Origin of the sequence: Vineibacter terrae, assembly GCF_008039615.1 — a bacterium.
Lineage (GTDB): Bacteria > Pseudomonadota > Alphaproteobacteria > Reyranellales > Reyranellaceae > Vineibacter > Vineibacter terrae.
This window is the reverse complement of record NZ_VDUZ01000011.1, coordinates 23553-44661: the sequence shown is the minus strand read 5'-3', so window position 1 is coordinate 44661 and position 21109 is coordinate 23553. Positions and strand designations below refer to the sequence as shown.

22 protein-coding genes and 1 tRNA gene are annotated in these 21109 nt (G+C 68.4%); 10 read left to right on the top strand and 13 right to left on the bottom strand.

The window, feature by feature from the left end; genetic code table 11:
- The first annotated feature begins 69 nt into the window (after positions 1-69).
- Genes FHP25_RS11815 through FHP25_RS11805 form a run of 3 tightly spaced genes read left to right on the top strand, consistent with a single transcriptional unit; the run spans position 70 to position 2965 of the window.
- Positions 70-2283, top strand: a complete 2214-nt coding sequence (locus FHP25_RS11815) for an anthranilate synthase component I (protein ID WP_147847135.1) — start codon at positions 70-72, stop codon at positions 2281-2283.
- A 23-nt stretch (positions 2284-2306) separates the two neighbouring features.
- On the top strand, positions 2307-2561 hold the full coding sequence (locus FHP25_RS11810) for a type II toxin-antitoxin system Phd/YefM family antitoxin (RefSeq protein ID WP_147847134.1): 255 nt from the start codon (positions 2307-2309) through the stop codon (positions 2559-2561).
- Positions 2561-2965, top strand: a complete 405-nt coding sequence (locus FHP25_RS11805; protein ID WP_147847133.1) for a type II toxin-antitoxin system VapC family toxin — start codon at positions 2561-2563, stop codon at positions 2963-2965. Before FHP25_RS11810 ends, FHP25_RS11805 begins: the two co-directional genes overlap by 1 nt.
- Positions 2966-3013: 48 nt before the next feature.
- Here FHP25_RS11805 and FHP25_RS11800 read toward each other — a convergent pair whose 3' ends face one another.
- The 5 genes from FHP25_RS11800 to FHP25_RS11780 form a co-directional block, all read right to left on the bottom strand.
- Positions 3014-4084 (bottom strand): ABC transporter ATP-binding protein, encoded by a 1071-nt coding sequence (locus FHP25_RS11800; RefSeq protein ID WP_147847132.1) that lies wholly within the window; start codon positions 4082-4084, stop codon positions 3014-3016.
- Entirely contained in the window at positions 4077-5096 is a 1020-nt protein-coding gene (locus tag FHP25_RS11795) for an ABC transporter ATP-binding protein (RefSeq protein ID WP_147847131.1), read from the bottom strand. The genes FHP25_RS11800 and FHP25_RS11795 overlap by 8 nt, the downstream gene beginning before the upstream one ends.
- A gap of 10 nt (positions 5097-5106) precedes the next feature.
- The gene (locus FHP25_RS11790; protein ID WP_147847256.1) at positions 5107-6012 is read right to left on the bottom strand and encodes an ABC transporter permease; all 906 of its coding nucleotides are present in this window, start codon (positions 6010-6012) and stop codon (positions 5107-5109) included.
- Positions 6013-6032: 20 nt separating this feature from the next.
- The gene (locus FHP25_RS11785) at positions 6033-7025 is read right to left on the bottom strand and encodes an ABC transporter permease (RefSeq protein WP_147847130.1); all 993 of its coding nucleotides are present in this window, start codon (positions 7023-7025) and stop codon (positions 6033-6035) included.
- A 160-nt stretch (positions 7026-7185) separates the two neighbouring features.
- Positions 7186-8802, bottom strand: a complete 1617-nt coding sequence (locus tag FHP25_RS11780; RefSeq protein ID WP_147847129.1) for an ABC transporter substrate-binding protein — start codon at positions 8800-8802, stop codon at positions 7186-7188.
- 447 nt (positions 8803-9249) lie between these two features.
- Here FHP25_RS11780 and FHP25_RS11775 point away from each other — a divergent pair, with 447 nt between their 5' ends.
- Positions 9250-10653, top strand: coding sequence for an aspartate aminotransferase family protein (locus tag FHP25_RS11775; RefSeq protein ID WP_147847128.1), 1404 nt, complete (start codon positions 9250-9252; stop codon positions 10651-10653).
- Positions 10646-10993, top strand: a complete 348-nt coding sequence (locus FHP25_RS11770) for a hypothetical protein (protein WP_147847127.1) — start codon at positions 10646-10648, stop codon at positions 10991-10993. Before FHP25_RS11775 ends, FHP25_RS11770 begins: the two co-directional genes overlap by 8 nt.
- A 4-nt stretch (positions 10994-10997) precedes the next feature.
- On the opposite strand, the gene FHP25_RS11765 is transcribed toward FHP25_RS11770, so the two are convergent.
- The 4 genes from FHP25_RS11765 to FHP25_RS11750 all read right to left on the bottom strand — a co-directional run bounded on the left by FHP25_RS11765 (position 10998) and on the right by FHP25_RS11750 (position 14031).
- A complete protein-coding gene (locus FHP25_RS11765; RefSeq protein WP_147847126.1) occupies positions 10998-11360 on the bottom strand; it encodes a c-type cytochrome in 363 nt (120 codons plus the stop codon).
- A gap of 89 nt (positions 11361-11449) precedes the next feature.
- Entirely contained in the window at positions 11450-12031 is a 582-nt protein-coding gene (locus tag FHP25_RS11760) for a ferritin-like domain-containing protein (protein WP_147847125.1), read from the bottom strand.
- A 189-nt stretch (positions 12032-12220) separates the two neighbouring features.
- The gene (locus tag FHP25_RS11755) at positions 12221-13114 is read right to left on the bottom strand and encodes a LysR substrate-binding domain-containing protein (protein ID WP_147847124.1); all 894 of its coding nucleotides are present in this window, start codon (positions 13112-13114) and stop codon (positions 12221-12223) included.
- A 59-nt stretch (positions 13115-13173) separates the two neighbouring features.
- Positions 13174-14031, bottom strand: a complete 858-nt coding sequence (locus tag FHP25_RS11750; RefSeq protein ID WP_147847123.1) for a 23S rRNA (adenine(2030)-N(6))-methyltransferase RlmJ — start codon at positions 14029-14031, stop codon at positions 13174-13176.
- Positions 14032-14104: 73 nt separating this feature from the next.
- On the opposite strand from FHP25_RS11750, the gene FHP25_RS11745 reads away from it, so the two are divergent.
- On the top strand, positions 14105-15040 hold the full coding sequence (locus tag FHP25_RS11745) for an acetamidase/formamidase family protein (protein WP_147847122.1): 936 nt from the start codon (positions 14105-14107) through the stop codon (positions 15038-15040).
- Between the two features lie 14 nt (positions 15041-15054).
- Here FHP25_RS11745 and FHP25_RS11740 read toward each other — a convergent pair whose 3' ends face one another.
- Both FHP25_RS11740 and FHP25_RS11735 read right to left on the bottom strand, forming a co-directional pair.
- Complete coding sequence (locus FHP25_RS11740) at positions 15055-15486, bottom strand: NfeD family protein (RefSeq protein ID WP_147847121.1); 432 nt, start codon at positions 15484-15486, stop codon at positions 15055-15057.
- Between the two features lie 39 nt (positions 15487-15525).
- On the bottom strand, positions 15526-16548 hold the full coding sequence (locus FHP25_RS11735) for an SPFH domain-containing protein (RefSeq protein ID WP_147847120.1): 1023 nt from the start codon (positions 16546-16548) through the stop codon (positions 15526-15528).
- Positions 16549-16693: 145 nt separating this feature from the next.
- Here FHP25_RS11735 and FHP25_RS11730 point away from each other — a divergent pair, with 145 nt between their 5' ends.
- Positions 16694-18373 (top strand): acyl-CoA dehydrogenase family protein, encoded by a 1680-nt coding sequence (locus FHP25_RS11730; RefSeq protein ID WP_147847119.1) that lies wholly within the window; start codon positions 16694-16696, stop codon positions 18371-18373.
- Between the two features lie 68 nt (positions 18374-18441).
- Here the strand turns inward: FHP25_RS11730 and FHP25_RS11725 are convergent, their stop codons facing one another.
- Positions 18442-18735 (bottom strand): hypothetical protein, encoded by a 294-nt coding sequence (locus tag FHP25_RS11725; RefSeq protein ID WP_147847118.1) that lies wholly within the window; start codon positions 18733-18735, stop codon positions 18442-18444.
- Positions 18736-18949: 214 nt separating this feature from the next.
- On the opposite strand from FHP25_RS11725, the gene FHP25_RS11720 reads away from it, so the two are divergent.
- The 3 genes from FHP25_RS11720 (at position 18950) to FHP25_RS11710 (ending at position 20083) form a co-directional block, all read left to right on the top strand.
- Positions 18950-19036, top strand: a tRNA-Leu gene (locus FHP25_RS11720).
- Between the two features lie 62 nt (positions 19037-19098).
- The gene (locus tag FHP25_RS11715) at positions 19099-19395 is read left to right on the top strand and encodes a substrate-binding domain-containing protein (RefSeq protein ID WP_147847117.1); all 297 of its coding nucleotides are present in this window, start codon (positions 19099-19101) and stop codon (positions 19393-19395) included.
- Between the two features lie 94 nt (positions 19396-19489).
- On the top strand, positions 19490-20083 hold the full coding sequence (locus FHP25_RS11710; protein ID WP_147847116.1) for a histidine phosphatase family protein: 594 nt from the start codon (positions 19490-19492) through the stop codon (positions 20081-20083).
- 82 nt (positions 20084-20165) lie between these two features.
- Here the strand turns inward: FHP25_RS11710 and FHP25_RS11705 are convergent, their stop codons facing one another.
- Positions 20166-21059, bottom strand: a complete 894-nt coding sequence (locus tag FHP25_RS11705) for an OmpA family protein (protein ID WP_231712301.1) — start codon at positions 21057-21059, stop codon at positions 20166-20168.
- Between the last annotated feature and the right edge of the window lie 50 nt (positions 21060-21109).

Here is a 21109-nt window from a genome sequence, read left to right as displayed (position 1 = left end):
GGGGCGGCTTCGTATTTCCGGCGAACATGCATCCGACCTCGGGACGGCCGAACCCGAGGAGTTGGCTCGATGGCCGGTGATCAATACCAAACCCGTGGCGGCATCCTGGTCCACCGCGACGTCCAGGCGCTGCCCTATCCCGGCGGCACCGATGCGCTGGCGCGGGCATTGGACCGCCGCCGCGGCGCGCTGCTGTCCTCCAGCTTCGAGTTCCCCGGGCGCTACACCCGCTGGGACATCGGCTTCGTCGATCCACCCCTGGTGCTGGAAGCCAAGGGCCGCGACTTCTCCATCCGGGGACTGAACCGGCGGGGCGAGGTCCTGGTGCAGGTCGTGGCAGACCATCTGCATGGACTGGACGCGATCGCGACCCTCGACGTGCGGACCGGCTGGATCGAGGGCTCCATTCGTACTCCGGCAGGCCGCTTCGCCGAAGAGGCGCGCAGCCGCCAGCCGAGTGTGTTCTCGATCCTGCGGGCGATCACGGAACTGTTCGGGGCCGCGCAGGACAGTCACCTCGGACTTTATGGCGCCTTCGGCTACGACCTCGTGTTCCAGTTCGAGCCGATGGCGCTGCGCCTGCCGCGCGCGGCCGATCAGCGCGACCTCGTGCTGTTCCTGCCGGACGAGCTGCTGATCGTCGATCACATGCGCCAGGTTTCGACGCGCTGCCGCTACGACTTCACGGCCGCCACGCGCTCGACGACGGGGCTGGCGCGCGCCGGTGGCGACGATCCCTACATGACGGAAATCGTCGGCGATGCTCCCGCCGAGAGCGACCACGCACCGGGCGAGTACGCCGCCATGGTGGAGCGTGCGCGCGAAGCCTTCGCCCGTGGCGACCTGTTCGAGGTCGTGCTCGGCCAGCTGCTCTGCGCTCCCTGCCGCGATCAGCCCAGTGAGATCTTCGAGCGCCTGAGGCAGACCAATCCGGCACCGTACGGGGCGTTGATGAACCTGGGCGACGGCGAGTTCCTGGTCGCCGCTTCGCCCGAGATGTTCGTTCGCGTCGAGGGCAATCGTGTCGAGACCTGCCCCATCTCAGGCACCATCCGCCGCGGCAGCGACGCCATCGAGGATGCCGAGCGCATTCGCGAACTGCTGAACTCCGCCAAGGACGAAGCCGAGCTGACGATGTGCACGGATGTCGACCGCAACGACAAGTCGCGGGTGTGCGAAGCGGGCAGCGTGCGTGTCATCGGGCGGCGCCAGATCGAGATGTATTCGAGGCTTATCCACACCGTCGATCATGTGGAAGGCATTCTCCGTCCCGAGTTCGATGCCCTCGACGCCTTCCTCTCCCACGCCTGGGCCGTCACCGTCACGGGCGCGCCGAAGCCATGGGCCATCCGCTTTGTCGAGGCCGAGGAAAAGAGCGCGCGCCGCTGGTATGGCGGCGCCATCGGCGCAACGATGTTCAACGGCAGCATGAACACCGGCCTGACGCTGCGAACGGTGCGCATGAAGAACGGCATCGCGGAGGTGCGCGCCGGCGCCACGCTGCTGCACGACAGCGACCCGCACGAGGAGGAGGCCGAGACCCGGCTGAAGGCGTCGGCGATGTTCGCGGCGATCAACGCCGGCGCCAACGGGGCCGCGCCCGCCCCGGCGCGCGCGCCCGCGGCGCGCGGCATCCGCGTGCTGCTGATCGACCACGAGGACAGCTTCGTCCACACGCTGGGCAACTACATCCGGGCAACCGGCGCCGACGTGATCACGCAGCGGCCGGAATTTGCCCGCGAGACCCTGGCGGGCAACCAGCCGGTCGATATCGTGCTGCTGTCGCCCGGACCGGGCAGGCCCGCCGACTTCGCGATGAACGAGACGCTGGCTCTGGCGACGAGACGCGGGCTGCCGGTGTTCGGCGTCTGCCTGGGCCTGCAGGGCATGGTCGAATACTGCGGCGGCGTCCTGGACCTGCTGGCCACGCCCATGCACGGCAAGCCGTCCGAGGTGCGCGTGCTGGGCGGCAGGCTCTTTGAAGGATTGCCGCGCCGCTTCACCGTCGGCCGCTATCATTCCATCCACGCGCACCGCGCGGCGATGCCGAAGGATCTGGTCGTGACAGCGGAGACATCGGACGGCGTCGTCATGGCAATCGAGCATACCCGCCTGCCGATGGCGGCGGTGCAGTTCCATCCCGAGTCGGTGATGACGTCGCCGGACATCGGCCACCGGCTGATCGAGAACGCCGTGCGGCTGCTGACGCGCGTCCCCGCGGCAGCGGGTTCCGGGGACACAAGGCCCATTGACATGCGGGACGTGTGCACCCAATCTAGCTAGACCGTCTAGCTAGGAGCCCTCTCATGGCTTGGCAGCTCCAGGATGCCAAGAACAAATTCTCCAAGGTGGTGCAGCAGGCGCGCACCCAAGGACCGCAGGTCGTCACCGTGCGCGGCGAGCGCGCGGTCGTCGTCCTGTCGGCAGAAGACTACGATTCCCTGCGAGCCGCCCGACCGACCCTCGTCGATGCGCTCCTCGACGGGCCACGGTGGGACGACGATTTCGTCGAAGCGGTTACAGCGCGCGTCAAGGCCCCCAGCCGCGATCCTGCCTTCTGATGTACCTCGTCGACACCAACGTCGTCTCCGAGGCCCGGCGCGGCACGCGCAAAGCCGTCTCGTGGCTGCGATCCGTCGACCCGCAGAGCGTGCATCTCAGCGTCATCACGCTGGGCGAGATATCACGCGGCATCGCGCTGAAGCAGAAATCAGACCCGCGAACCGCCGCCCATCTCGCCGAGTGGCTGCGCAAGCTGCGCCATGATCACGGCGACCGCATCCTGCCGATCACCGATCAGATCGCCGTTGAATGGGGCCGCCTCACAGCCCGGCGGCCGCGTGGCGACGCCGACGGCCTGATCGCGGCGACGGCCATTGTGCACGACCTCATCGTCGTGACTCGCAACGTCGCCGACTTCGACGACAGCGGCGCGTCGATAGTCAATCCGTGGGATTTGGCGTAGGTACCCTGCGATCGAAGCAAGAAAGTCTTCGTTGATAAAAATCACCCCTCACCGCGCGGCGTAGCTGCGCTCCTCGGCCGGCAGGCGGCCCTCCGCCACCGCGTGGCAGGCGACGCGCGTGCCTTCGGCCTCGAGCAGGTCGGGGCGCTCGCGCTTGCAGCGCTCGTTGGCGAACGGGCAGCGCGGATGGAAGGCGCAACCGCTGGGCGGGTTGATCGGGCTCGGCACCTCGCCCGCCACCGGCATGCGCTGTCGACCGGTCATCTCGAGGTCGGGGATGGTGTCCAGCAGCATGCGCGTATAGGGATGCCGGGGCCGGCGGAACAGCGCATCGGTCGGCGCCACCTCGACCAGGCGGCCCAGGTACATCACGCCCACCCGCGTGCTGATGTGATAGACCACCGCAAGGTTGTGCGAGATGAAGAGATAGGTCAGCCCGAAGTCGCGCTGCAGCTCCATCATCAGGTTGAGGATCTGCGCCTGGACCGAGACGTCGAGCGCCGAGGTCGGCTCGTCGCACACCAGGAACTCGGGCCGGCTGGCCAAGGCCCGCGCGATCGAGATGCGCTGACGCTGGCCACCGGAGAACTCGTGCGGGAACTTCACGCCATCGGCCGGCGTCAGCCGCACCTGTCGCAGCAGCCCCTCGACGCGCTGGCGGATCTCGTCGCTGGACGAGGCCAGGCGGAAGGCGCGGATCGGCTCGGCGATGATGTCGAACACCCGCCAGCGCGGGTTCAGGCTGGCGTAGGGATCCTGGAAGATCATCTGCATGCGGCGGCGGATTGCCGACATGTCCGATCCGCTGCGCCGCGCGCCCATGTCGGCGCCGTCGAACTCGATATGGCCGGCGGTCGGCGGGTAGAGCCCCACCACCAGCCGCGCCACCGTCGACTTGCCGCAGCCCGATTCGCCGACGAGGGAGAAGGTCTCGCCAGGCGCGATCTCGATGTCGATGCCCTCCACCGCCTGCACGACGGCGCGCGGCTTGCCCTCCAGCACCCGCGCCAACCATGGCGGCGAGACGTCGAAGTGGCGCTTCAGGCCGCTGAGCCGCACCAGCGGCTGCGCCGCGCCCCGGGCGGCGGGCCGCGTCACCGGCACGGCCGATTCAGGCATGGGCCGCCTCCCGCTGCAACGCCGACCCGACGCCGGCCGGATCGTAGAGCCAGCACGCCGCCCGCGTGGCGCGGGCCGCCATCAGCTCGGGCCGCTCGCGCAGGCAGCGCTGGCCCACCCTCGGGCAGCGCGGATTGAAGGCGCAGCCCGGCGGGATCTCTGTGAGCCGCGGCATGGCGCCTTCGATCTGCGTCAGGCGATGGCCGCGCTCGCCGATCGCCGGGATCGAGCCCATCAGGCCGCTGGTATAGGGATGGGCCGCGTTCTTGACCACGTCGCGCACCGGGCCGATCTCGGCCAGGCGGCCGGCATACATCACCGCGACGCGGTCGGCGGTCTCGGCGATGACGCCCATGTCGTGGGTCACCAGCATCACCGCCGTGCGGTGCTCGCGGCACAGCTTCTTCAGCAGCGCGATGATCTGGGCCTGGATCGACACGTCCAGCGCCGTCGTGGGCTCGTCGGCCACGATCAGCCGCGGGTTGGCGCACAGGGCCAGCGCGATCACCACCCGCTGGCGCATCCCGCCCGAGAACTGGTGCGGGTAGTGGTCGATGCGCAGCTCCGCCCCCGGGATGCCGACCTCCTTCAGCAGCTCGATGGCGCGGGCCCGCGCCGCGGCGCCCGACATCGGCAGATGCGTCTGAATCGTCTCCACGATCTGCCGGCCGACGGTGTACAGCGGATTGAGGCTGGTCAGCGGATCCTGGAAGATGGCACCGATCTTGGCGCCGCGGATACGCCGCATCTTCTCATAGGGCAGGTTGTCGATGCGCTCGCCGCCGAGGCGGATCTCGCCGGATGCGATGCGGCCGGGCGGCTCCAGCAGGCCGATGATGGCGGCGCCGGTCAGCGACTTGCCGGCTCCCGACTCGCCCACCACCCCCAGCACCTCGCCCGGGGCGATATCGAAGGATACGTCGTCGACGGCGACCAGCGTACCGCGCCGGGTCGGAAACTCGACCCTCAGGTTGCGTACCTCCAGCAGCGGTGCGTTGGGCCCCGTCGTCATGCACCCATCCTCATCGCAGCTTCGGGTTCAGCGCATCGCGCAGCCAGTCGCCCAGCAGGTTCACGGCCAGCACCAGGGCGGCGAGCGTGACGCCGGGGAAGATCACGATCCACCACGTCCCCGACAGCAGCACGTCGTTGCCCAGGCGGATCAGCGTGCCCAGCGACGGCTGGGTCGACGGCAGGCCGACACCCAGGAACGACAGCGTCGCCTCGGTCAGGATCGCCAGGCCCAGGTTGATGGTGGCGATCACCAGCACCGGCCCCATGACGTTGGGCAGCACGTGGCGCACCATGATCAGGACCGGCGACAGGCCGATCACGCGCGCCGCCTGCACGTATTCCTTGCCCTTCTCGACCAGCACCGAGCCGCGCACGGTGCGCGCGTACTGCACCCAGAAGCTCAGCCCGATGGCGCCGACGATGACGTAAAGCGCGATCTCGTCGTGGCGCTGCACCGAGATCAGGCCGCGCACTACCCCGTCGATCAGCAGCGCCACCAGCAGGGCCGGAAAGGTGAGCTGCACATCGGCCAGGCGCATGATGAAGGCATCGACGGCGCCGCCGACATAGCCGCTGATCAGGCCCAGCGCGATGCCCAGCACCATCGCGAAGGCGGTGGCGGCGATGCCCACGACCAGCGACAGCCGCGTGCCGTACATGATTGAGGACAGCACGTCACGCCCCTGCTCGTCGGTGCCCAGCAGGAAGCTCCAGTCGGCGTCGTCGCCGAACATCACCGGCGGCTTGAGCGCGTCGGACAGGTTGAGCGTGGCCGGATCGAACGGTGTGTGCGGCGCCAGGATCGGCGACAGGAAAGCCGCCAGGATGATGAAGACCGTCACCACCGTGGCGCCCACCACCACCCGCGACGACTTGAAGCTGTACCAGATGTCGCTGTCGGCGACGCGCCGCATGAAATCGGCAACGGCCACGGTCAATGCCCCCGCGCGGCCTGTGTCGCCATGCCGCCGCGCAGCCGCGGGTCGACGGCGTAGTACAGCAGGTCGACGGCCAGGTTGATGGCGACGAAGAAGAACGCCACCAGCAGCAGGTAGGCGGCCATCACGGGGATGTCGGCGAACTGCACCGACTGCACGAAGAGCTGGCCCATGCCGGGCCAGCTGAAGACGGTCTCGGTGACGATGGCGAAGGCGATGATCCCACCCAGCTGCAGGCCGGCGATGGTGATCACCGGCACCAGGGTGTTCTTGAGCGCGTGGCCGAAGTTGACGGCCCGGTTGGTCAGCCCGCGGGCCCGCGCGAACTTGATGTAGTCGGTGCGCATCACCTCCAGCATCTCCGAGCGCACCAGGCGCATGATCAGGGTCAGCTGGAAGAGGCCCAGCGTGATGGAGGGCAGGATCAGCGCCTTCAGGCCGGAGAAGGTGAAGAAGCCCGAGGTCCACCAGCCGAACGCCACGGTGTCGCCGCGTCCGAACGAGGGCAGCACGCCCAGTATGACGGCGAAGACCAGGATCAGCAGGATGCCGATCAGGAAGGTGGGCAGCGACACACCGATCAACGATGCAGCCTGCAGGACGCGGCTGCTCCAATGTCGCGGATAGAGGCCGGTCCAGACCCCCATCGGCACGCCGACGCATAGCGAGAACAGCGCCGCGACAAAGGCCAGCTCCATGGTCGCCGGCAGACGCTCCAGGATCATGCGGCCGACCGGCTCCGAGGTGCGGTAGCTCAGCCCGAACTTGCCCTGCACGCTGTTGATGATGAAATGGGCGAACTGCACCGGCGCCGGGTCGTTCAATCCCAACCGCTCGCGCAGCTCCTCGCGCTCCTGGATCGACGTATCCTGGCCGACCATGGCGTTGATCGGATCGCCGACATAGCGGAACAGCGTGAACGCCACCAGCCCGACCGCGAGCAGCACGGCGACCGATTGAGCCAGGCGGCGGAGAATGAAGATCAGCATCGAGGGCTTTGGACTCGTGTGCCCGTGAGCATGCCGGAGTTAACCACGCCGGACGCGCACGGGACTAGCAGGAAACGCGCCAGGGACAGCCGCTGCGACGCGCGGCCGGAAGGCGCATCGGCACGCCGGGCCCCTCCACGGGAAGGGCCCGGAAACCGGATCACTTCACCTGCACGAAGCGCAGCGGGAAGCGGTTGTCGGCCGGCTGGTGCAGGGTGATGTTCTTGCGCGCCGCCCAGATCACCGCCTGCTGGTGCAGCGGGATATAGGCGTAGTCCTCGGTATAGAGCTTGGTCGCCTCGCGGATCATGGCATCCCGCTTGGCCTTGTCGGACTCGCCCTCCATCTTGTCGGCCAGCTCGTCGAGCTTCTTGTTGGAATAGCCGCTGACGTTGAAGGAGCCCTTCTTGGTATCCTTGTTGGGCGTCTGCAGCAGCGACTCGAAGACGTTGTGCACGTCATATGTGGCCGCCGGCGACCAGCCCAGCATGTAGAAGCTGGTGTCACCCGGGCCGAAATCGGCCTTGCGCAGGATCTTGGTGAAGTACTTGCTGCGGGTCTGGGCCAGCAGGTTCACCTTGACGCCGATGCGCGCCAGCATCGCCACGACCGCCTGGCATATCTTCTCGTCGTTGACGTAGCGGTCGTTGGGGCAATCCATGCCGACCTCGAAGCCGTTGGGATAGCCGGCCTCGGCCAGCAGCTTCTTGGCCTCCTCAGGCTTCAGCAGCGATGGGCGCTTGTCGAGATCCTTGACGTAGCCGTTGATGCCCGGCGCCACCATCAGGGCGGTCGGGAAGGACTGGCCGCGCATGACCGTGCGCTTGATGGCCTCGACGTCGATGGAGCGGTAGAACGCCTCGCGCACCCGCTTGTCCTGGAACGGGTTCTTGCCCTTGATGTTGGATTCCAGCAGCTCCTTGCGCTCGTGGTCGAAGCCCAGATAGACGATGCGGGTCTCGGGCCCCTCGATCACCTTGATGTTGGGGTCCTTCTTCAGGTTGTCGGTGTCCTGCGGCGGCACCTCGTACATCATGTCGATGTCGCCGGCCTTCAGCGCCGCCACCCGGGTCGCCGGATTGGTCACTGGCGTGAAGATCACCTCGGTGAGGTTGTGCTTCGGCTTGTCCCACCAGCTGGGGTTGGGCACGAGGATCGTCTTCTCGCCGGCGCGGCGCTCCTTCAGCATGAAGGGCCCGGTGCCCATGGCGTTGCGGGTGGCGAAGGTCTCCTCGTTCTTGGTGGCGTCGGCGGCCACGGTGGCGTTGTTCTTCTCCGCCCAGGCCTTGGACATGATCAGGATCTGCGCCCATTTCGATGCGAGCAGCGGGTCGGGATAGGCGGTGTCGACCTCGACGCGCAGGTCGTTCACCTTGCGGATCGCCTTCACCGAGGTGAAGTAGCCCTTCATGTTCGAGCCGCCGCTGCTGGCGCGGTTCAGCGAGAACACCACGTCGGCGGCGGTGAAGGGCGAGCCGTCGTGGAACTTCACGCCCGACCGCAGGTCGAAGAACCACGTGGTGGGCGAAATCTGGCCCCACTTCATGGCCAGCGCCGGCTCGAGGCCCAGGCTCTCGTCACGCCGCATCAGCGGCTCGTAGATGTTCTCCAGGAACGCCAGCAGGAACGTCTCGTTGCGATAGTACGGGTCCATCGAGCTGACATCGCCCGCGTTGGCCCATTTGAACGTCTTGGCATCGACGGCAGGCGCCGCCCCCAGGCTCAGCGCCAGCGCTGCAACCCCAGCCAGGGCCCAACGACGGATATCGGCCTTCATTCTTGATCTCCCTCCCAACACAACTCTCTGCGTCGAAACGCATTTTCATCATAAGAGCATTGCTCGACCACGGCCGTCAATGAGAGACGGCCGGCCGGCACGCGGACGTGCCCCGGCAAGCTGTTGAAATTCCCATCGAAAACGCCCCCACCCGATAAGTGAACAACCGATTCCTGCACAACACTGCCGTCTCCACTGCCACCCACGCCGCGTCGCCGCCACGTCACGCCGTTTGCATTGCAAACCGCCGGCCAACGCCGCTACAGGCCGCCCATCCCGGGTTTCCGGGCCGGCCAAACGCTCGGGCAGCGCGGATCAACCATGAGCCGGTGCCGGTGGACACGGCGAGCATGGCGACGGTAGCATCGACTGCGGCATTCGAGTGCGCGCGGCCGGCCGGTCCCGGCAACCGCACGCCGGGAGCATCGCGAGAAAGGACCAGGCGTCATGAACGAAATCACCCGCTCGCTGCGTGGCAACTCCAACGCGGCGCGCGACATCGCTGCGCATCTGCATCCCTACACGAACTTGAAGAAGCACGAGTCGGAGGGACCGCTCACGATCGTTCGCGGCAAGGGCGTGTACGTCACCGACGACGACGGCAAGGAGTATATCGAGGGCCTGGCCGGCCTGTGGTCGGCGGCGCTGGGCTTCGACAACGAGCGGCTGGCCCGCGTCGCCTACGAGCAGATGCGGCAGCTGCCCTTCTACCACTCGTTCAACCACCGCAGCCACGAGCCGGCCATCAACCTCGCCGAGAAGCTGCTGGCGATGGCGCCGGTGCCGATGTCGAAGGTGTTCTTCGCCAACTCAGGCTCCGAGGCCAACGACACCGTCGTGAAGATGGTGTGGTACATGAACAACGCGCTGGGCCGGCCGGCGAAGAAGAAGATCATCAGCCGCATCAAGGGCTATCACGGCGTCACCGTCGCCGCCGCCAGCCTCACCGGCCTGCCCGCCAACCATCGCTCCTTCGACCTGCCGATCGCGAACATCCTGCACACCAGCTGTCCGCATCACTACCGCTTCGCGCAGGACGGCGAGACCGAGGAGCAGTTCGCGACGCGCTGCGCCGAGGAGCTTGAGCAGCTCATCCTCAAGGAAGGCCCCGACACCGTCGCGGCGATGTTCTGCGAGCCGGTGCTGGGCGCCGGCGGCGTCATCGTGCCGCCGCGCACCTACTACGCCAAGATCCAGGCGGTGCTGAAGAAGTATGACGTGCTGTTCGTCGCCGACGAGGTGATCTGCGGCTTCGGCCGCACCGGCAATGTCTGGGGCTGCCAGACCCTGGGCATCGAGCCCGACATCCTGAGCTGCGCCAAGGCGCTGTCGGCGTCGTTCCTGCCGATCTCGGCCGTGATGGTGAACGAACGCGTCTACCAGGCGCTGAAGACCGAAAGCGACAAGATCGGCACCTTTGGCCACGGCTTCACCTATTCCGGCCATCCGGTGGCGGCGGCCGTGGCGCTGGAGACCCAGAAGATCTACGACGAGATGGATCTCTTCGGCCATGCAAGGCGCATGTCGGAGCCGTTCCAGCGCCACCTCAAGGCGCTGGCCGATCATCCGCTGGTCGGCGAGGCGATGGGCGTGGGCATGGTCGGGGCCGTCGAGCTGGTCGGCGACAAGAAGACCAAGGCGGTCATCGAGCCGGTGACCAGCGCTGGCGCGACCGTCGCCAGGCATGCGCAGGAGCGCGGCCTGATCGTGCGCAACATGGGTGACCGCATCGCGATCTGCCCGCCGCTGATCATCCAGCCGGCTGAGATCGACGAGCTGTTCAGCCGCCTGCGCGCTGCGCTCGATGCCGGCGCCGAGGAACTGCGCGCCGCCGGCAAGTTCGGTGGCTGAAGCCGCTGCGCCGCCCCCGGGCGGCGCAGCCGGCGGCGACACGGTCCGGCGCGCCCGGCGGGTCCGCAGCATTGCGGTCTGGTCGGTCGCCCTCTTCGTCGCCGCCGTTCCGGTGGCGTTCGTCAGCGCCAGCCTTGGCAACGCCAGCGAGGCCCAGACCGGCAGCCTGCTGGCGTTGTTGTTCTGGCTATCCGGCTTCGTCGCCGCCGTCTGGGCCTTCGTCGTGGCGTTCCGCCATTGGGACACCCTGCCACTGGGCACCCGCTGGCTGGCCAGCCTGCCGCTGCTGGTCGTGCTCACCCTGGTCGCGCTGGTGATGCTGGCGCTGGTGAGCTTCTGACCCCTCAGCCTCCCGACAGGCTCTTCAGATAGGCGATGATATCGGCGCGGTCGGCCGGGTCGGCAACCGAGAAGCCCATGCGGCTGCCCGGCAGGAACTGCGCCGGGCCAGCCAGCCATTTCTCCAGCCGCGTCTCGTCCCAGACGAAGCCCGCATTCCTGACCGCGACCGAATAGGTGAACCCGGGCGCGGTGCCGGCCTTGCGGCCGAACACCCCGCGATGCAGCGGTCCCACGCGGTTGGCGTCGAGCGCGTGGCAGCCGATGCACTTGGCCTCCCACAGCGCCTTGCCGCGATCGGCATCGACGGCGGCAAGCTGCGGCCCCATACAGACCGCCACGACGGCGCAGGCGAGCAGCGTGTCCATGATGTCTTCCCTGAGAGCGCCGGCATCCTGCCGGCATCGGCGCGAAGCGCCGGATCATGAGCCGGCTGGAAGCCGGCGCTCCCCGGACGTCAGGCGCCGAAGAACAGCGCCTTGGGCGGCAGCGAGTCGCCCAGCGCCTGGCTCAGCACCACCCAGTGCATGGTCTCGTCGCTGGCCAGCCGGGCCGAGACCTGCGCCAGCGCCCGGTCGCTGAACGACGGGATGACGCCGATATAGGCGTTGGCGGCGCCACGCTCTAGCCGCTGCGCCAGGCGCAGCACGTCGGTCTGGCTCTTGAGCGCCTTGGCGTTCAGCGCCGTGGCGACCTCGGCGTCCGGCCTGGCCGCGACCGGCATGCCGCCCAGCTTGCGGATCGTGGCGATGAGGGCGTCGCGATGCTCCTTGTGGTGGCCCTGGAACTGCACCGCCACCGGCAGGACCGCCTTGCTGACCAGGCCGCTGCCGGCCGCGATCGCATAGGCGCTGATCGCCTCGTGCTCCAGGCCGAGGGCAACATTGAGGATCTGCACGTCGCTGGCCTGCGACGTGCCCTGGGCCTGCGCGGCCATGCGTTCGCTGCCGGCCAGCAGCGCGACGGCGGCGGCCGACAGGACAGCGGTGCCAGAAGCCCGCAACAGCGAGCGACGGCCGGTATCGATGATGGAGGACATGAACGGGTCTCCCTTGCGTCGAGGCACGAGACCGCTGCAGGCGCGGCCTCTGTGCCCACTACGCGGCGATGCGCCGCCGGGATGACCGCGGCGCATCACGAGCGCGCGGGAAGAAAGTGATCGCGATGTGAAGCCGGCCGTGCATCTGGATGCGGACGGCGGGCGTATCGCCCTGTTCTGCCGACGTCGTCAGTCCAGAGGCTGGAAGCGCTGGCCCAGCTCGGCGCCCAGCCACGAGACGAACAGGCGCAGCGTCTGGCGCTGCCGCGCCGCCGGCGGGAACACCAGGAAGTGCCCGACATCACGCACATCGCCGGCGCGGCCGCCCAGCGGCGCCACCAGGCGCTTGGCCTTGATCTCGCGCTCGGCCAGGCGCGTCGATTCCAGGGCCACGCCCAGCCCGTCGGCGGCGGCCGTGATCGCCAGGAAGCTGCGGTCGAAGCGGGTGCCGTGCGGCAGCGGCGCCACCAGGCCGTTGGCCGCGAACCAGGCCGGCCAGCGCACCTGCTTGTTGTCGCTTTCGATCAGCACGTGGCGCAGCAGGTCGGCCGGCTTGCGGATCGTGCGGGCCAGCCGCGGCGTGCAGAGCGGCGTCATCGTCTCCTCGCCCAGCGCCAGCACGACCAGCCCCTCCTGCCGCGGCGGCCCATAGACGATATCGGCGTCGAACTCGTCGGTGAGGAAGCGGGTGTAGTCGGTGCCGGCCGACAGGCGGATCTCGATGCCGGGATAGGCTGCCAGGAAACGCGACAGGCGCGGCGTCAGCCACTGGGCGGCGAAGCTGGGCGCCGAGTGCAGGCGCAGGAGCCGCGGGCTGCGGGTCGAGACCATCTCCATGCCGCGGCGCAGCTCGTCGAAGGCGCGGCCGATATGGCGCATCAGCGTCTCGCCTTCGGGGCTCAGCTGCACGGCGCGCCCGTTGCGCTGGAACAGTGTCGCGCCCAGGTTGCGCTCGAGCTTGCGGATGGCATGGCTGACGGCGCTGGGTGTCAGGTGAAGCTCGGCCGCCGCCGCCCGGAACGACGCGCTGCGTCCGGCAGCCTCAAACGCCCGCAACAAGGAGAGCGGCGCGTGCTGTGCCATGCCTGACATGATCAGGATTCACCAGACGCGTCAAATCCACTTCACCTGTCGGCGACGGCTCAGGACGGCGCGCCCGCCAGCCAGCGCAGCGTCCCCTGCGCGCTCGGATCGTGGCCAAGCGCCTGCGCCAGCCAGGACACCGCCGGCTGCAATGCTTCGTCGAAGGTCCAGGGCGGATTGACGATGATCATGCCGCTGGCCTGCAGGCCGTCCGGCGGCAGCGGCCGGGCCAGGGCCAGCTCGATGTCCAGCGCCCGCGGCGCGAGCGCGGCCACAGCCGACCGCAGCGCCGCGACGGAAGCCGCGTCCTTGAGCGGATACCACAGCGCATAGACGCCGGTGGCGAAGCGCTTCAGCGCCTGCGCCAGCGCCCGTGCGACGCGCTCGAACTCGTCGGTCTTCTCGAACGGCGGATCGATCAGCACCAAGCCGCGCCGTTCCGGCGGCGGCAGCAGCGCCTTGAGCGCGGCGTAGCCGTCGGCGGCGCGCAGCTCGATCGCCTTGTCGCCCGAGAACTCGCGCTTCAGCAGCGCCGCCTCGGCAGCATGCGCCTCGCACAGCACGCAGCGATCGCCGGCGCGCAGCAGCGGCCGGGTGATGCGCGGCGAGCCGGGATAGTGCCGCAGCTTCCCGGCGTGGCGGCCGAACTTGCGGTCATAGGTCCGCACCGCCTCGACATAACGCCGCACAACCGCAGGCGCGGCCGGCGCCTCCAGCAGCCGGCCGATGCCGTCCTGCCATTCGCCGGTGCGCGCCGCCTGCTCGCCGCCAAGGTCGTAGCCGCCGCTGCCGGCATGCGTGTCCAGCACCAGCAGGGCCTTGTCCTTGGCTGTCATCAGCCGCAGCAGCTCCAGCCAGGCGACGTGCTTGAGCACGTCGGCGAAGTTGCCGGCATGAAACCCGTGACGGTAGTTCATCGACCCGCCTATATCACGCCGGCGCGCTTCGTGCTTGGATCGGCCGCTGCTTTCATCGCGGAAGGCTGTGCCGATGACCGTCCTGCTGAAGACGACCCCTCAGACCGTGCATTGGGGCTACTTCGATGCCAATCTCAGGCCGGCCGTGACGGTGAAGTCGGGCGACACGGTCACCATCGAGTGCGTGTCGGGGCCGGCCGACATCCTGCCGGCGCCGCCCTTCACGGTGCTGCCCGAGCACCGCGAGATCCATGCCGCGTGCAAGCCCCATATCGGCCGGCATATCCTGACCGGCCCGGTCCACGTCGAAGGCGCCGAGCGCGGCGATGCGCTGCAGGTCGACGTGCTCGACATCAAGTTCCGCACCGACTGGGGCTGGAACGTGCAGCGGCCGCTGATGGGCACCCTGCCCGAGGACTTCCCCTCCTATCGTCTGACCCACATCCCGATCTCGGCCAACCGCAATGTCTGCACCATGCCCTGGGGCACCGAGATCCCGCTCAAGCCCTTCTTCGGCATCATGGGTGTGGCACCGCCGCCCGAATGGGGCCAGTGCAGCTCGATCGAGCCGCGTGCCTTCGGCGGCAACATCGACAACAAGGAGCTGGGTGTCGGCAGCACGATCTACCTGCCGGTGTTCGCGCCGGGCGCGCTGTTCTCCACCGGCGATGGTCACGGCGTGCAGGGCGACGGCGAGGTCAACCTGACGGCGCTGGAGACCTGCCTCACCGGCACCTTCCGCTTCACCGTGCGCAAGGACATGAAGCTGAACAACCCGCGCGGCGAGACCAGGACCCACTGGATCACCCACGGCTTCGACGTCGACCTCGACGATGCCGCCAAGGAAGCGCTGCGCGACATGATCCGCCTGATCCGCGGCAAGACCGGGCTGTCGGCCGAGGACGCCTACATGCTGTGCAGCCTCGCCGCCGACCTGCATGTCACGCAGACGGTCGACGGCAACAAGGGCATCCATTGCATGATCGAGAAAGGATTGATCGGCGGATAGAACCGGCCCGTCCGTCAGCGCGCCGGCTCGACCACCAGCTCCGCGCCTTCGACGCGCACGATGCGCACCTCGGCGCCGGCCACCATGTCGGGGCCGCGCACGTTCCAGCTGCCGTCGGCGACGCGGGCGCGCCCGCGGCCGTTGATGATCGGCTCGTCCAGGGTCACCACCTGCCCGATCAGGGCGGCCGCACGGGCATTGAGCGTGGCGTGGGCCTTGGTCTGCAGCCGCTGCGCCAGGATCGGCCGCAGGCCCAGGGCGGCACCAACGCTGGTGACGGCAAAGATCAGAAGCTGGATCTCCAGTCCGGTTGACGGCGCGAGCAGCAGGACGACGCCGACCAGGACGGCGCCGATGGCCAGGAAGAGGAAGATCACGCCAGGCAGCGCCATCTCGCAGACCAGCAGCACCGCCGCGGCCGCCCACCACCACCAGAACACGATCATCACTTTTCCCCCGACATCAGCGGCAGGCCAGTTGTCGGCTCAGCCGCGGTTCCATGGCCCGCTGGGTGCCGGCGCGCCGCCGGGCGGCGCCGACGGCGGCAGGGCAGTTGCGGCCGTGACGGCGCTCGCGGCAGCGCCACGCAGCTGGGACTCCTTGGTGAGCTCGGCCAGCCCACCCAGGGTGCCCATGATGCCGGTGGCCTCGATCGGCAGGAAGAACACCTTGCTGTTGCTGGACGAGCCCATGGCGTGCAGCGCCTCGACGTATTTCTGGCCGAGGAAGTAGTTGATGGCCTGGGCGCCGCCGCTGCCGATGGCCGCGGTCACCACCTGGGTCGCCTTGGCTTCGGCTTCGGCCGCGCGCTCGCGCCCTTCGGCGTCGCGGAACGCCGCCTCGCGTCGGCCTTCGGCCGACAGGATCGCCGCCTGCTTCTCACCCTCGGCCCGCTTGATTTGCGCCTCGCGCACGCCCTCGGCTTCCAGGATCTGGGCCCTCTTGTCGCGTTCGGCCTTCATCTGCCGCGCCATGGCCTGCACCATGTCCTGCGGCGGGATGATGTCCTTGAGCTCGACGCGCAGCACCTTGATGCCCCAGGCATTGGTGGCGTGGTCGATCACCGACAGCAGCCGGTCGTTGATCTCGTTGCGCTTGGACAGCACGTCGTCCAGCGCCAGGCTCCCCATCACGTTGCGGATGTTCGTCAGCGCCAGGTTGGTGATCGCCTGCACCAGGTTGCGCACCTCGTAGGCCGCAGCGCGTGCATCGATCACCTGGTAGAAGGCCACGGCGTCGACGCTGACGATGGCGTTGTCCTTGGTGATCACCTGCTGCTGCGGGATATCGAGCACCGACTCCTGCATGTTGATCTTGGCGCCGACGCGCTCGACGATCGGGAACATGAAGTTGAGGCCGGGCCGCAGCACGCGGGTGTACTGGCCGAACTTCTCGATGGTCCACTCCCAGCCCTGCGGCACCGTGCGCACGCCCTGGAACAGCAGCACGATCGCGACCACGACAGCGAGCACGGCAAACACCAGTAGAACGACACCACCCGCAGTCATCGCGGTCTCCCTCTTTCCACGGCCCGTCGGCCCTATACCAGAATTGCTCTTACGCTAACAGATTTGAGCGGATACTCAAAGCACACTCCCGATCGCGACGAGAGTGGCGTAGACTCGCCTACCTGTCCGGATCGGAGAAATGACCATGAACGCCAGCCCAGCCAGCGCCAGCCCGGCGCCGTTCGAGACGCACAGCGTCGACAACCAGGCACGGCCGCTGGAAGACTACAACGTCTTCCTGGGCGACAAGGCGCTAGTGGAGGCCGTCGAACGCGAAGGCGGCAGCTGGATCCGTGACCGCGCCACCGCCTTCGGCGCTCGCTGCGGCGGCGCCGCCACCATCCGCGATGCCGAGCTCGCCGAGCGCTTCAGCCCGCAGCTCAAGACCCATGACCGCTTCGGCCGGCGCATCGACGAGGTCGAGTTCCACCCCAGCTACCACGCCCTGATGGCCCTGGCGTTCGACGAGGGCATCCATGCCCTGCCCTGGACCGAGCCGCGCCCCGGCGCCCATGTCGCGCGCGCCGCCCTCTACATCCCCTTCAACCAGACCAACGATGGCCCGGCCTGCCCGCTCACCATGACCTTCGCGTCGATCCCGGCCCTGCGCAGCACGCCGGACATCGCGCGCGCATGGGAGCCGCGCATCCTGGCCAGCGCCTATGATCCGGCGGCGCGGCCCGTGGAGCAGAAGCGTGCCGCCACCATCGGCATGGCAATGACTGAAAAGCAGGGCGGCTCCGACGTGCGCGCCAACACCAGCCGCGCGACGCCGCTGGGCAACCGCGGGCCGGGCAGCGGCTACGAGATCGTGGGCCACAAATGGTTCTGCTCGGCCCCGATGTGCGATGCCTTCCTGGTGCTGGCGCAGGCGCCCGGCGGCCTGTCGTGCTTCCTGATGCCGCGCTGGCGGCCCGACGGCACGCGCAACGCCTTCCACATCCAGCGCCTGAAGAACAAGCTGGGCAACCGTTCCAACGCCTCCTCGGAGGTGGAGCTGCACGGTGCCTTCGGCTGGCTGCTGGGCGAGGAAGGCCGCGGCGTGCCCACGATCATCGAGATGGTGCGCCACACGCGGCTGGATTGCGCCCTGGGCTCGACCGCCGTGACCCGCCACGCCGTGGCGCAGGCCATCAACCATTGCCGCGATCGCACCGCCTTCGGCCGCGCCCTGATCGCGCAACCGCTGATGACCAACGTGCTGGCCGACCTGGCGGTCGAGTCCGAGGCCGCGACGGTGCTGTCGCTGCGCGTGGCGCGCGCCTTCGACGAGCAGGAGGGCGACGAGGACAAGGCCCGCTTCGCCCGCATCGTGACGCCCATCGCCAAGTACTGGATCTGCAAGCGCACGCCGGCCGTGGCCTACGAAGCGCTGGAATGCCACGGCGGCAACGGCTTCGTCGAGGACAGCATCATGCCGCGCCTGTACCGCGATTCGCCGGTGAACTCGGTCTGGGAGGGCTCCGGCAACGTGCAGTGCCTCGACCTGCTGCGCGCCGTCGGCCGTGATCCAGCGACGCTGGCCACCTATTTCGCCGAGGTCGGGCTGGCCAAGGGCCGCGACCCGCGCCTCGATGCCTTCGTCGGCGCCCTCAAGGCGGAGCTGGCCGACCTGTCCAACATCGAGACCCGCGCCCGGCGCCTCGTCGAGCGCTTGGCGCTGGCCCTGCAGGCCGCCCTGCTGGTGCAGCACGCGCCGGCCGCCGTCGCCGAGGCGTTCCTGGCCTCGCGCATCGCCGCCGACAGCGGCCGTGCCTTCGGCACCCTGCCGCCGGGCGTCGACACCGCCGCCATCGTCAGCCGCGCCGATCCGCTGGCGGCGTGAGGCCTTGCGGCGAGGCCCCAATGGGCCTCCATGCCTGCCGTGGGGCCTGCCTGGGCCGCCCTTGCCGCTTACACGAAATCGCCCTCGACCACCCGCATGTGCCTGGCGCCGATGTATTCCGCCAGATCGCGGAACGTGAGGACGAAAGCCGGCCCCGACGGCACCGGGCGCCCCTCGGCATCGATCTTCCGCAGGCGCCAGGGCGGCGTCGGCTCGTCCAGCCGTGCCCGCCTTTCACCGCCATCGGCCGATGGCTGCTTGATCTCGGTTGCCATGTATTCCCCGCACGGCACCCGCACATGCGCGTTGGACGGAAGAACCGCACCGGTAATTTCCACCTTCAACATGCGCTCCACCATCATCACCGCCTCCTTTAATGGAAGGCGTTGTTACCACCTTCTTCTAAAATATGCAAACACTCACTCATTTTTGTGAACAGGAATGAGCAGGAAACAGCGCCTGGTCGCCCGGCCACGCGCGGATAGTGGGCGAATGCTGCCCATCCCTGGGGTGGATGGATGCATCCCCGTTCTTCTTGAAGAGCGACGGCGGCGCCCCTAGGTTGCGCGCGCCGGCGCCCGCTTGATGGAACTGGTAGACATACGGGACTTAAAATCCCGAGGCCGCAAGGCCGTGCCGGTTCGACCCCGGCAGCGGGCACCATTCTGCGACCGGCCTCGCCGGTCGCAGAATGATTTCCTTGGAGGGCCTGCCCGCATTCGGCATTGGTCGCCGCCCCCCCCCTCGGCCTGCTGCGCGCCATTTCGGACCGCGCGCTTGGGGTGCCGGACGCCCTGTCGGTGGTCGCCGTCGACGACCTGCCGTTCTCCTCCATCATCCGGCCGAGCCTTACGGTGGTGATGCAGCCGTCAGCTGCGATCGCGCAAGCCGCCGTCTCCGGTCTTCTTGGCCGCATCGGCGATCGCGCTCCGGCGGACGGCACGAAAGCTGTCGTCCTCGAGCCGCGCCTTGCCGTGCGGGACTCGACCGCAGCACCACGCCGCCAGCCTCCGAAGCGGTGATCGAGAGCGCGTCGGCGCTGCCGGCGAATTCGCCGTTCCGTCCTGGCAGCGAAAGCTCCATACTGGCCGCGCCCTCTCGCCAACAACCGCCACGATGACACTGCATCGCCGTTCGCTCCTCGCCCTGCTGCCCGCACCGTTCATCGCTTCCTGCGCCTCAACACGCGACCTTGCCGCCGACATGCGGCGCGGCGGCTATGTGATCTACCTGCGCCACGCCCAGTCCGACGGCAAGCCTGAGCCGGCGCTGGGCGACATCAAGGACTGCCTGTGGCAAAGCAACCTCACGCCGGCTGGCAAGACGCAGGCAACGGCGATCGGCCAGATCCTGAAAGGGCTCGACGTGCGCTACGGCCAGATCGGCAGCAGCCCATTCTGCCGGTGCCGCGACACCGCGCAGCTCGTCACCGGCCGCCCCGCGCAGATCATGCCCGAGCTGCAATACCACGCCAGCCAGAGCCCCAATGCGCAGGCCGCCGCGGTCGAGCGGCTGCGGATCCTGGTATCCAACCGCGAGCCGGGCGGACGCTGCACGCTGCTGGTGGGCCATGCGCCGCCGTTCAAGGTGCTGGCGGGCATCGAGCTCGCCGAGGCGCAAGCCGCGATCATCCGGCCGCGCCAGACCAAGGAATTCGATGTCGTCGGCCTTCTCGACCCTTCCGGCGTGCAGAGCCGGGAGGTTGCCTGATCGTCACGGCAGACCACGCTGACCTCAAAAAGAATGCGGCCGCGTCACGCGGCCGCATTCTCGTCCGGCTGCGAGCCGGAGGCTAGTTGATCACGATCTCGACGCGCCGGTTCTGCGGCTCGCGCACGCCGTCGGCGGTCGGCACCAGCGGCTCGCTCTCGCCGCGCGCCAGCACCTGGATGGCGGCGGGAGAGATGCCCTGGCGCACCAGCGCGTCCTTCACGGCGTTGGCACGCCGCATCGACAAGGCCATGTTGTAGGTGTCGCCACCTGAACGGTCGGCATGGCCGGTGACGCTCAAGCTCGTGCGGTTGCCGGCCTTCGCCGACGCGGCCGCCTGCTGGATGGTCTGCATCGCCGGCTGCGTGATGTCGGCGCGATCGAAGTCGAAGAACACGACGTAGCTCTGGCGCGCGGCCGGCACGGGCGCCGGCGGCGGCGCTTCGACGCGCGCCGGCTGGCCGAACTTGTAGCCCAGCGTCAGCATGGCGCTGTGATCGTAGATGTCGCGGCCCGAGACGAACGTATCGACCAGCTTGTAGTCGGCGCTGGCGAAGAGGCCGTTGTCGAACTGATAGCGCACGCCGACAATGCCCTGCATCGCGAACTTCGTGCCGCGGCTGTCGACGTGATTGACGCCGACACCGATGCCGACATGCGGTGACAGCGGCGAGCCTTCGAACGTGAAATCGTACAAGCCGTTCACGAAGCCGCCGAACTGATCGATGTTGCGGCCGACGGCCTTGTTCTTGCGCCATACGCCTTCGAGCTCGAGGCGCGGTCCGACGAAGTCATAGCCCACCACGCCACCGAGGCCGAAGCCCAGCTTCTCGCTCGACGTGCGCGGAAGATCGAGCCAGTTCAAGCCGCCCTCGACGCCGACATAGAACCCGGGGGTGTTGGTCTGCGCCTGGGCAAGGCTCGGCGCCAACGCGGCTGCTGCCATCATCAGGGGGACCGCCAAAACTCTCTTCATTCGCCTACTCCATTGCTGCCGCCAACCAAGCACGCGGCTTATGTCGGCGT

Bases quoted from the DNA above. Each gene is read 5' to 3' on its own strand.
- FHP25_RS11815 (WP_147847135.1), top strand. From the start codon at position 70: ATGGCCGGTGATCAATACCAAACCCGTGGCGGCATCCTGGTCCACCGC.
- FHP25_RS11810 (WP_147847134.1), top strand. From the start codon at position 2,307: ATGGCTTGGCAGCTCCAGGATGCCAAGAACAAATTCTCCAAGGTGGTG.
- FHP25_RS11805 (WP_147847133.1), top strand. From the start codon at position 2,561: ATGTACCTCGTCGACACCAACGTCGTCTCCGAGGCCCGGCGCGGCACG.
- FHP25_RS11800 (WP_147847132.1), bottom strand. From the start codon at position 4,084: ATGCCTGAATCGGCCGTGCCGGTGACGCGGCCCGCCGCCCGGGGCGCG.
- FHP25_RS11795 (WP_147847131.1), bottom strand. From the start codon at position 5,096: ATGACGACGGGGCCCAACGCACCGCTGCTGGAGGTACGCAACCTGAGG.
- FHP25_RS11790 (WP_147847256.1), bottom strand. From the start codon at position 6,012: ATGCGGCGCGTCGCCGACAGCGACATCTGGTACAGCTTCAAGTCGTCG.
- FHP25_RS11785 (WP_147847130.1), bottom strand. From the start codon at position 7,025: ATGCTGATCTTCATTCTCCGCCGCCTGGCTCAATCGGTCGCCGTGCTG.
- FHP25_RS11780 (WP_147847129.1), bottom strand. From the start codon at position 8,802: ATGAAGGCCGATATCCGTCGTTGGGCCCTGGCTGGGGTTGCAGCGCTG.
- FHP25_RS11775 (WP_147847128.1), top strand. From the start codon at position 9,250: ATGAACGAAATCACCCGCTCGCTGCGTGGCAACTCCAACGCGGCGCGC.
- FHP25_RS11765 (WP_147847126.1), bottom strand. From the start codon at position 11,360: ATGGACACGCTGCTCGCCTGCGCCGTCGTGGCGGTCTGTATGGGGCCG.
- FHP25_RS11760 (WP_147847125.1), bottom strand. From the start codon at position 12,031: ATGTCCTCCATCATCGATACCGGCCGTCGCTCGCTGTTGCGGGCTTCT.
- FHP25_RS11755 (WP_147847124.1), bottom strand. From the start codon at position 13,114: ATGGCACAGCACGCGCCGCTCTCCTTGTTGCGGGCGTTTGAGGCTGCC.
- FHP25_RS11750 (WP_147847123.1), bottom strand. From the start codon at position 14,031: ATGAACTACCGTCACGGGTTTCATGCCGGCAACTTCGCCGACGTGCTC.
- FHP25_RS11745 (WP_147847122.1), top strand. From the start codon at position 14,105: ATGACCGTCCTGCTGAAGACGACCCCTCAGACCGTGCATTGGGGCTAC.
- FHP25_RS11740 (WP_147847121.1), bottom strand. From the start codon at position 15,486: ATGATCGTGTTCTGGTGGTGGTGGGCGGCCGCGGCGGTGCTGCTGGTC.
- FHP25_RS11735 (WP_147847120.1), bottom strand. From the start codon at position 16,548: ATGACTGCGGGTGGTGTCGTTCTACTGGTGTTTGCCGTGCTCGCTGTC.
- FHP25_RS11730 (WP_147847119.1), top strand. From the start codon at position 16,694: ATGAACGCCAGCCCAGCCAGCGCCAGCCCGGCGCCGTTCGAGACGCAC.
- FHP25_RS11725 (WP_147847118.1), bottom strand. From the start codon at position 18,735: ATGATGGTGGAGCGCATGTTGAAGGTGGAAATTACCGGTGCGGTTCTT.
- FHP25_RS11710 (WP_147847116.1), top strand. From the start codon at position 19,490: ATGACACTGCATCGCCGTTCGCTCCTCGCCCTGCTGCCCGCACCGTTC.
- FHP25_RS11705 (WP_231712301.1), bottom strand. From the start codon at position 21,059: ATGAAGAGAGTTTTGGCGGTCCCCCTGATGATGGCAGCAGCCGCGTTG.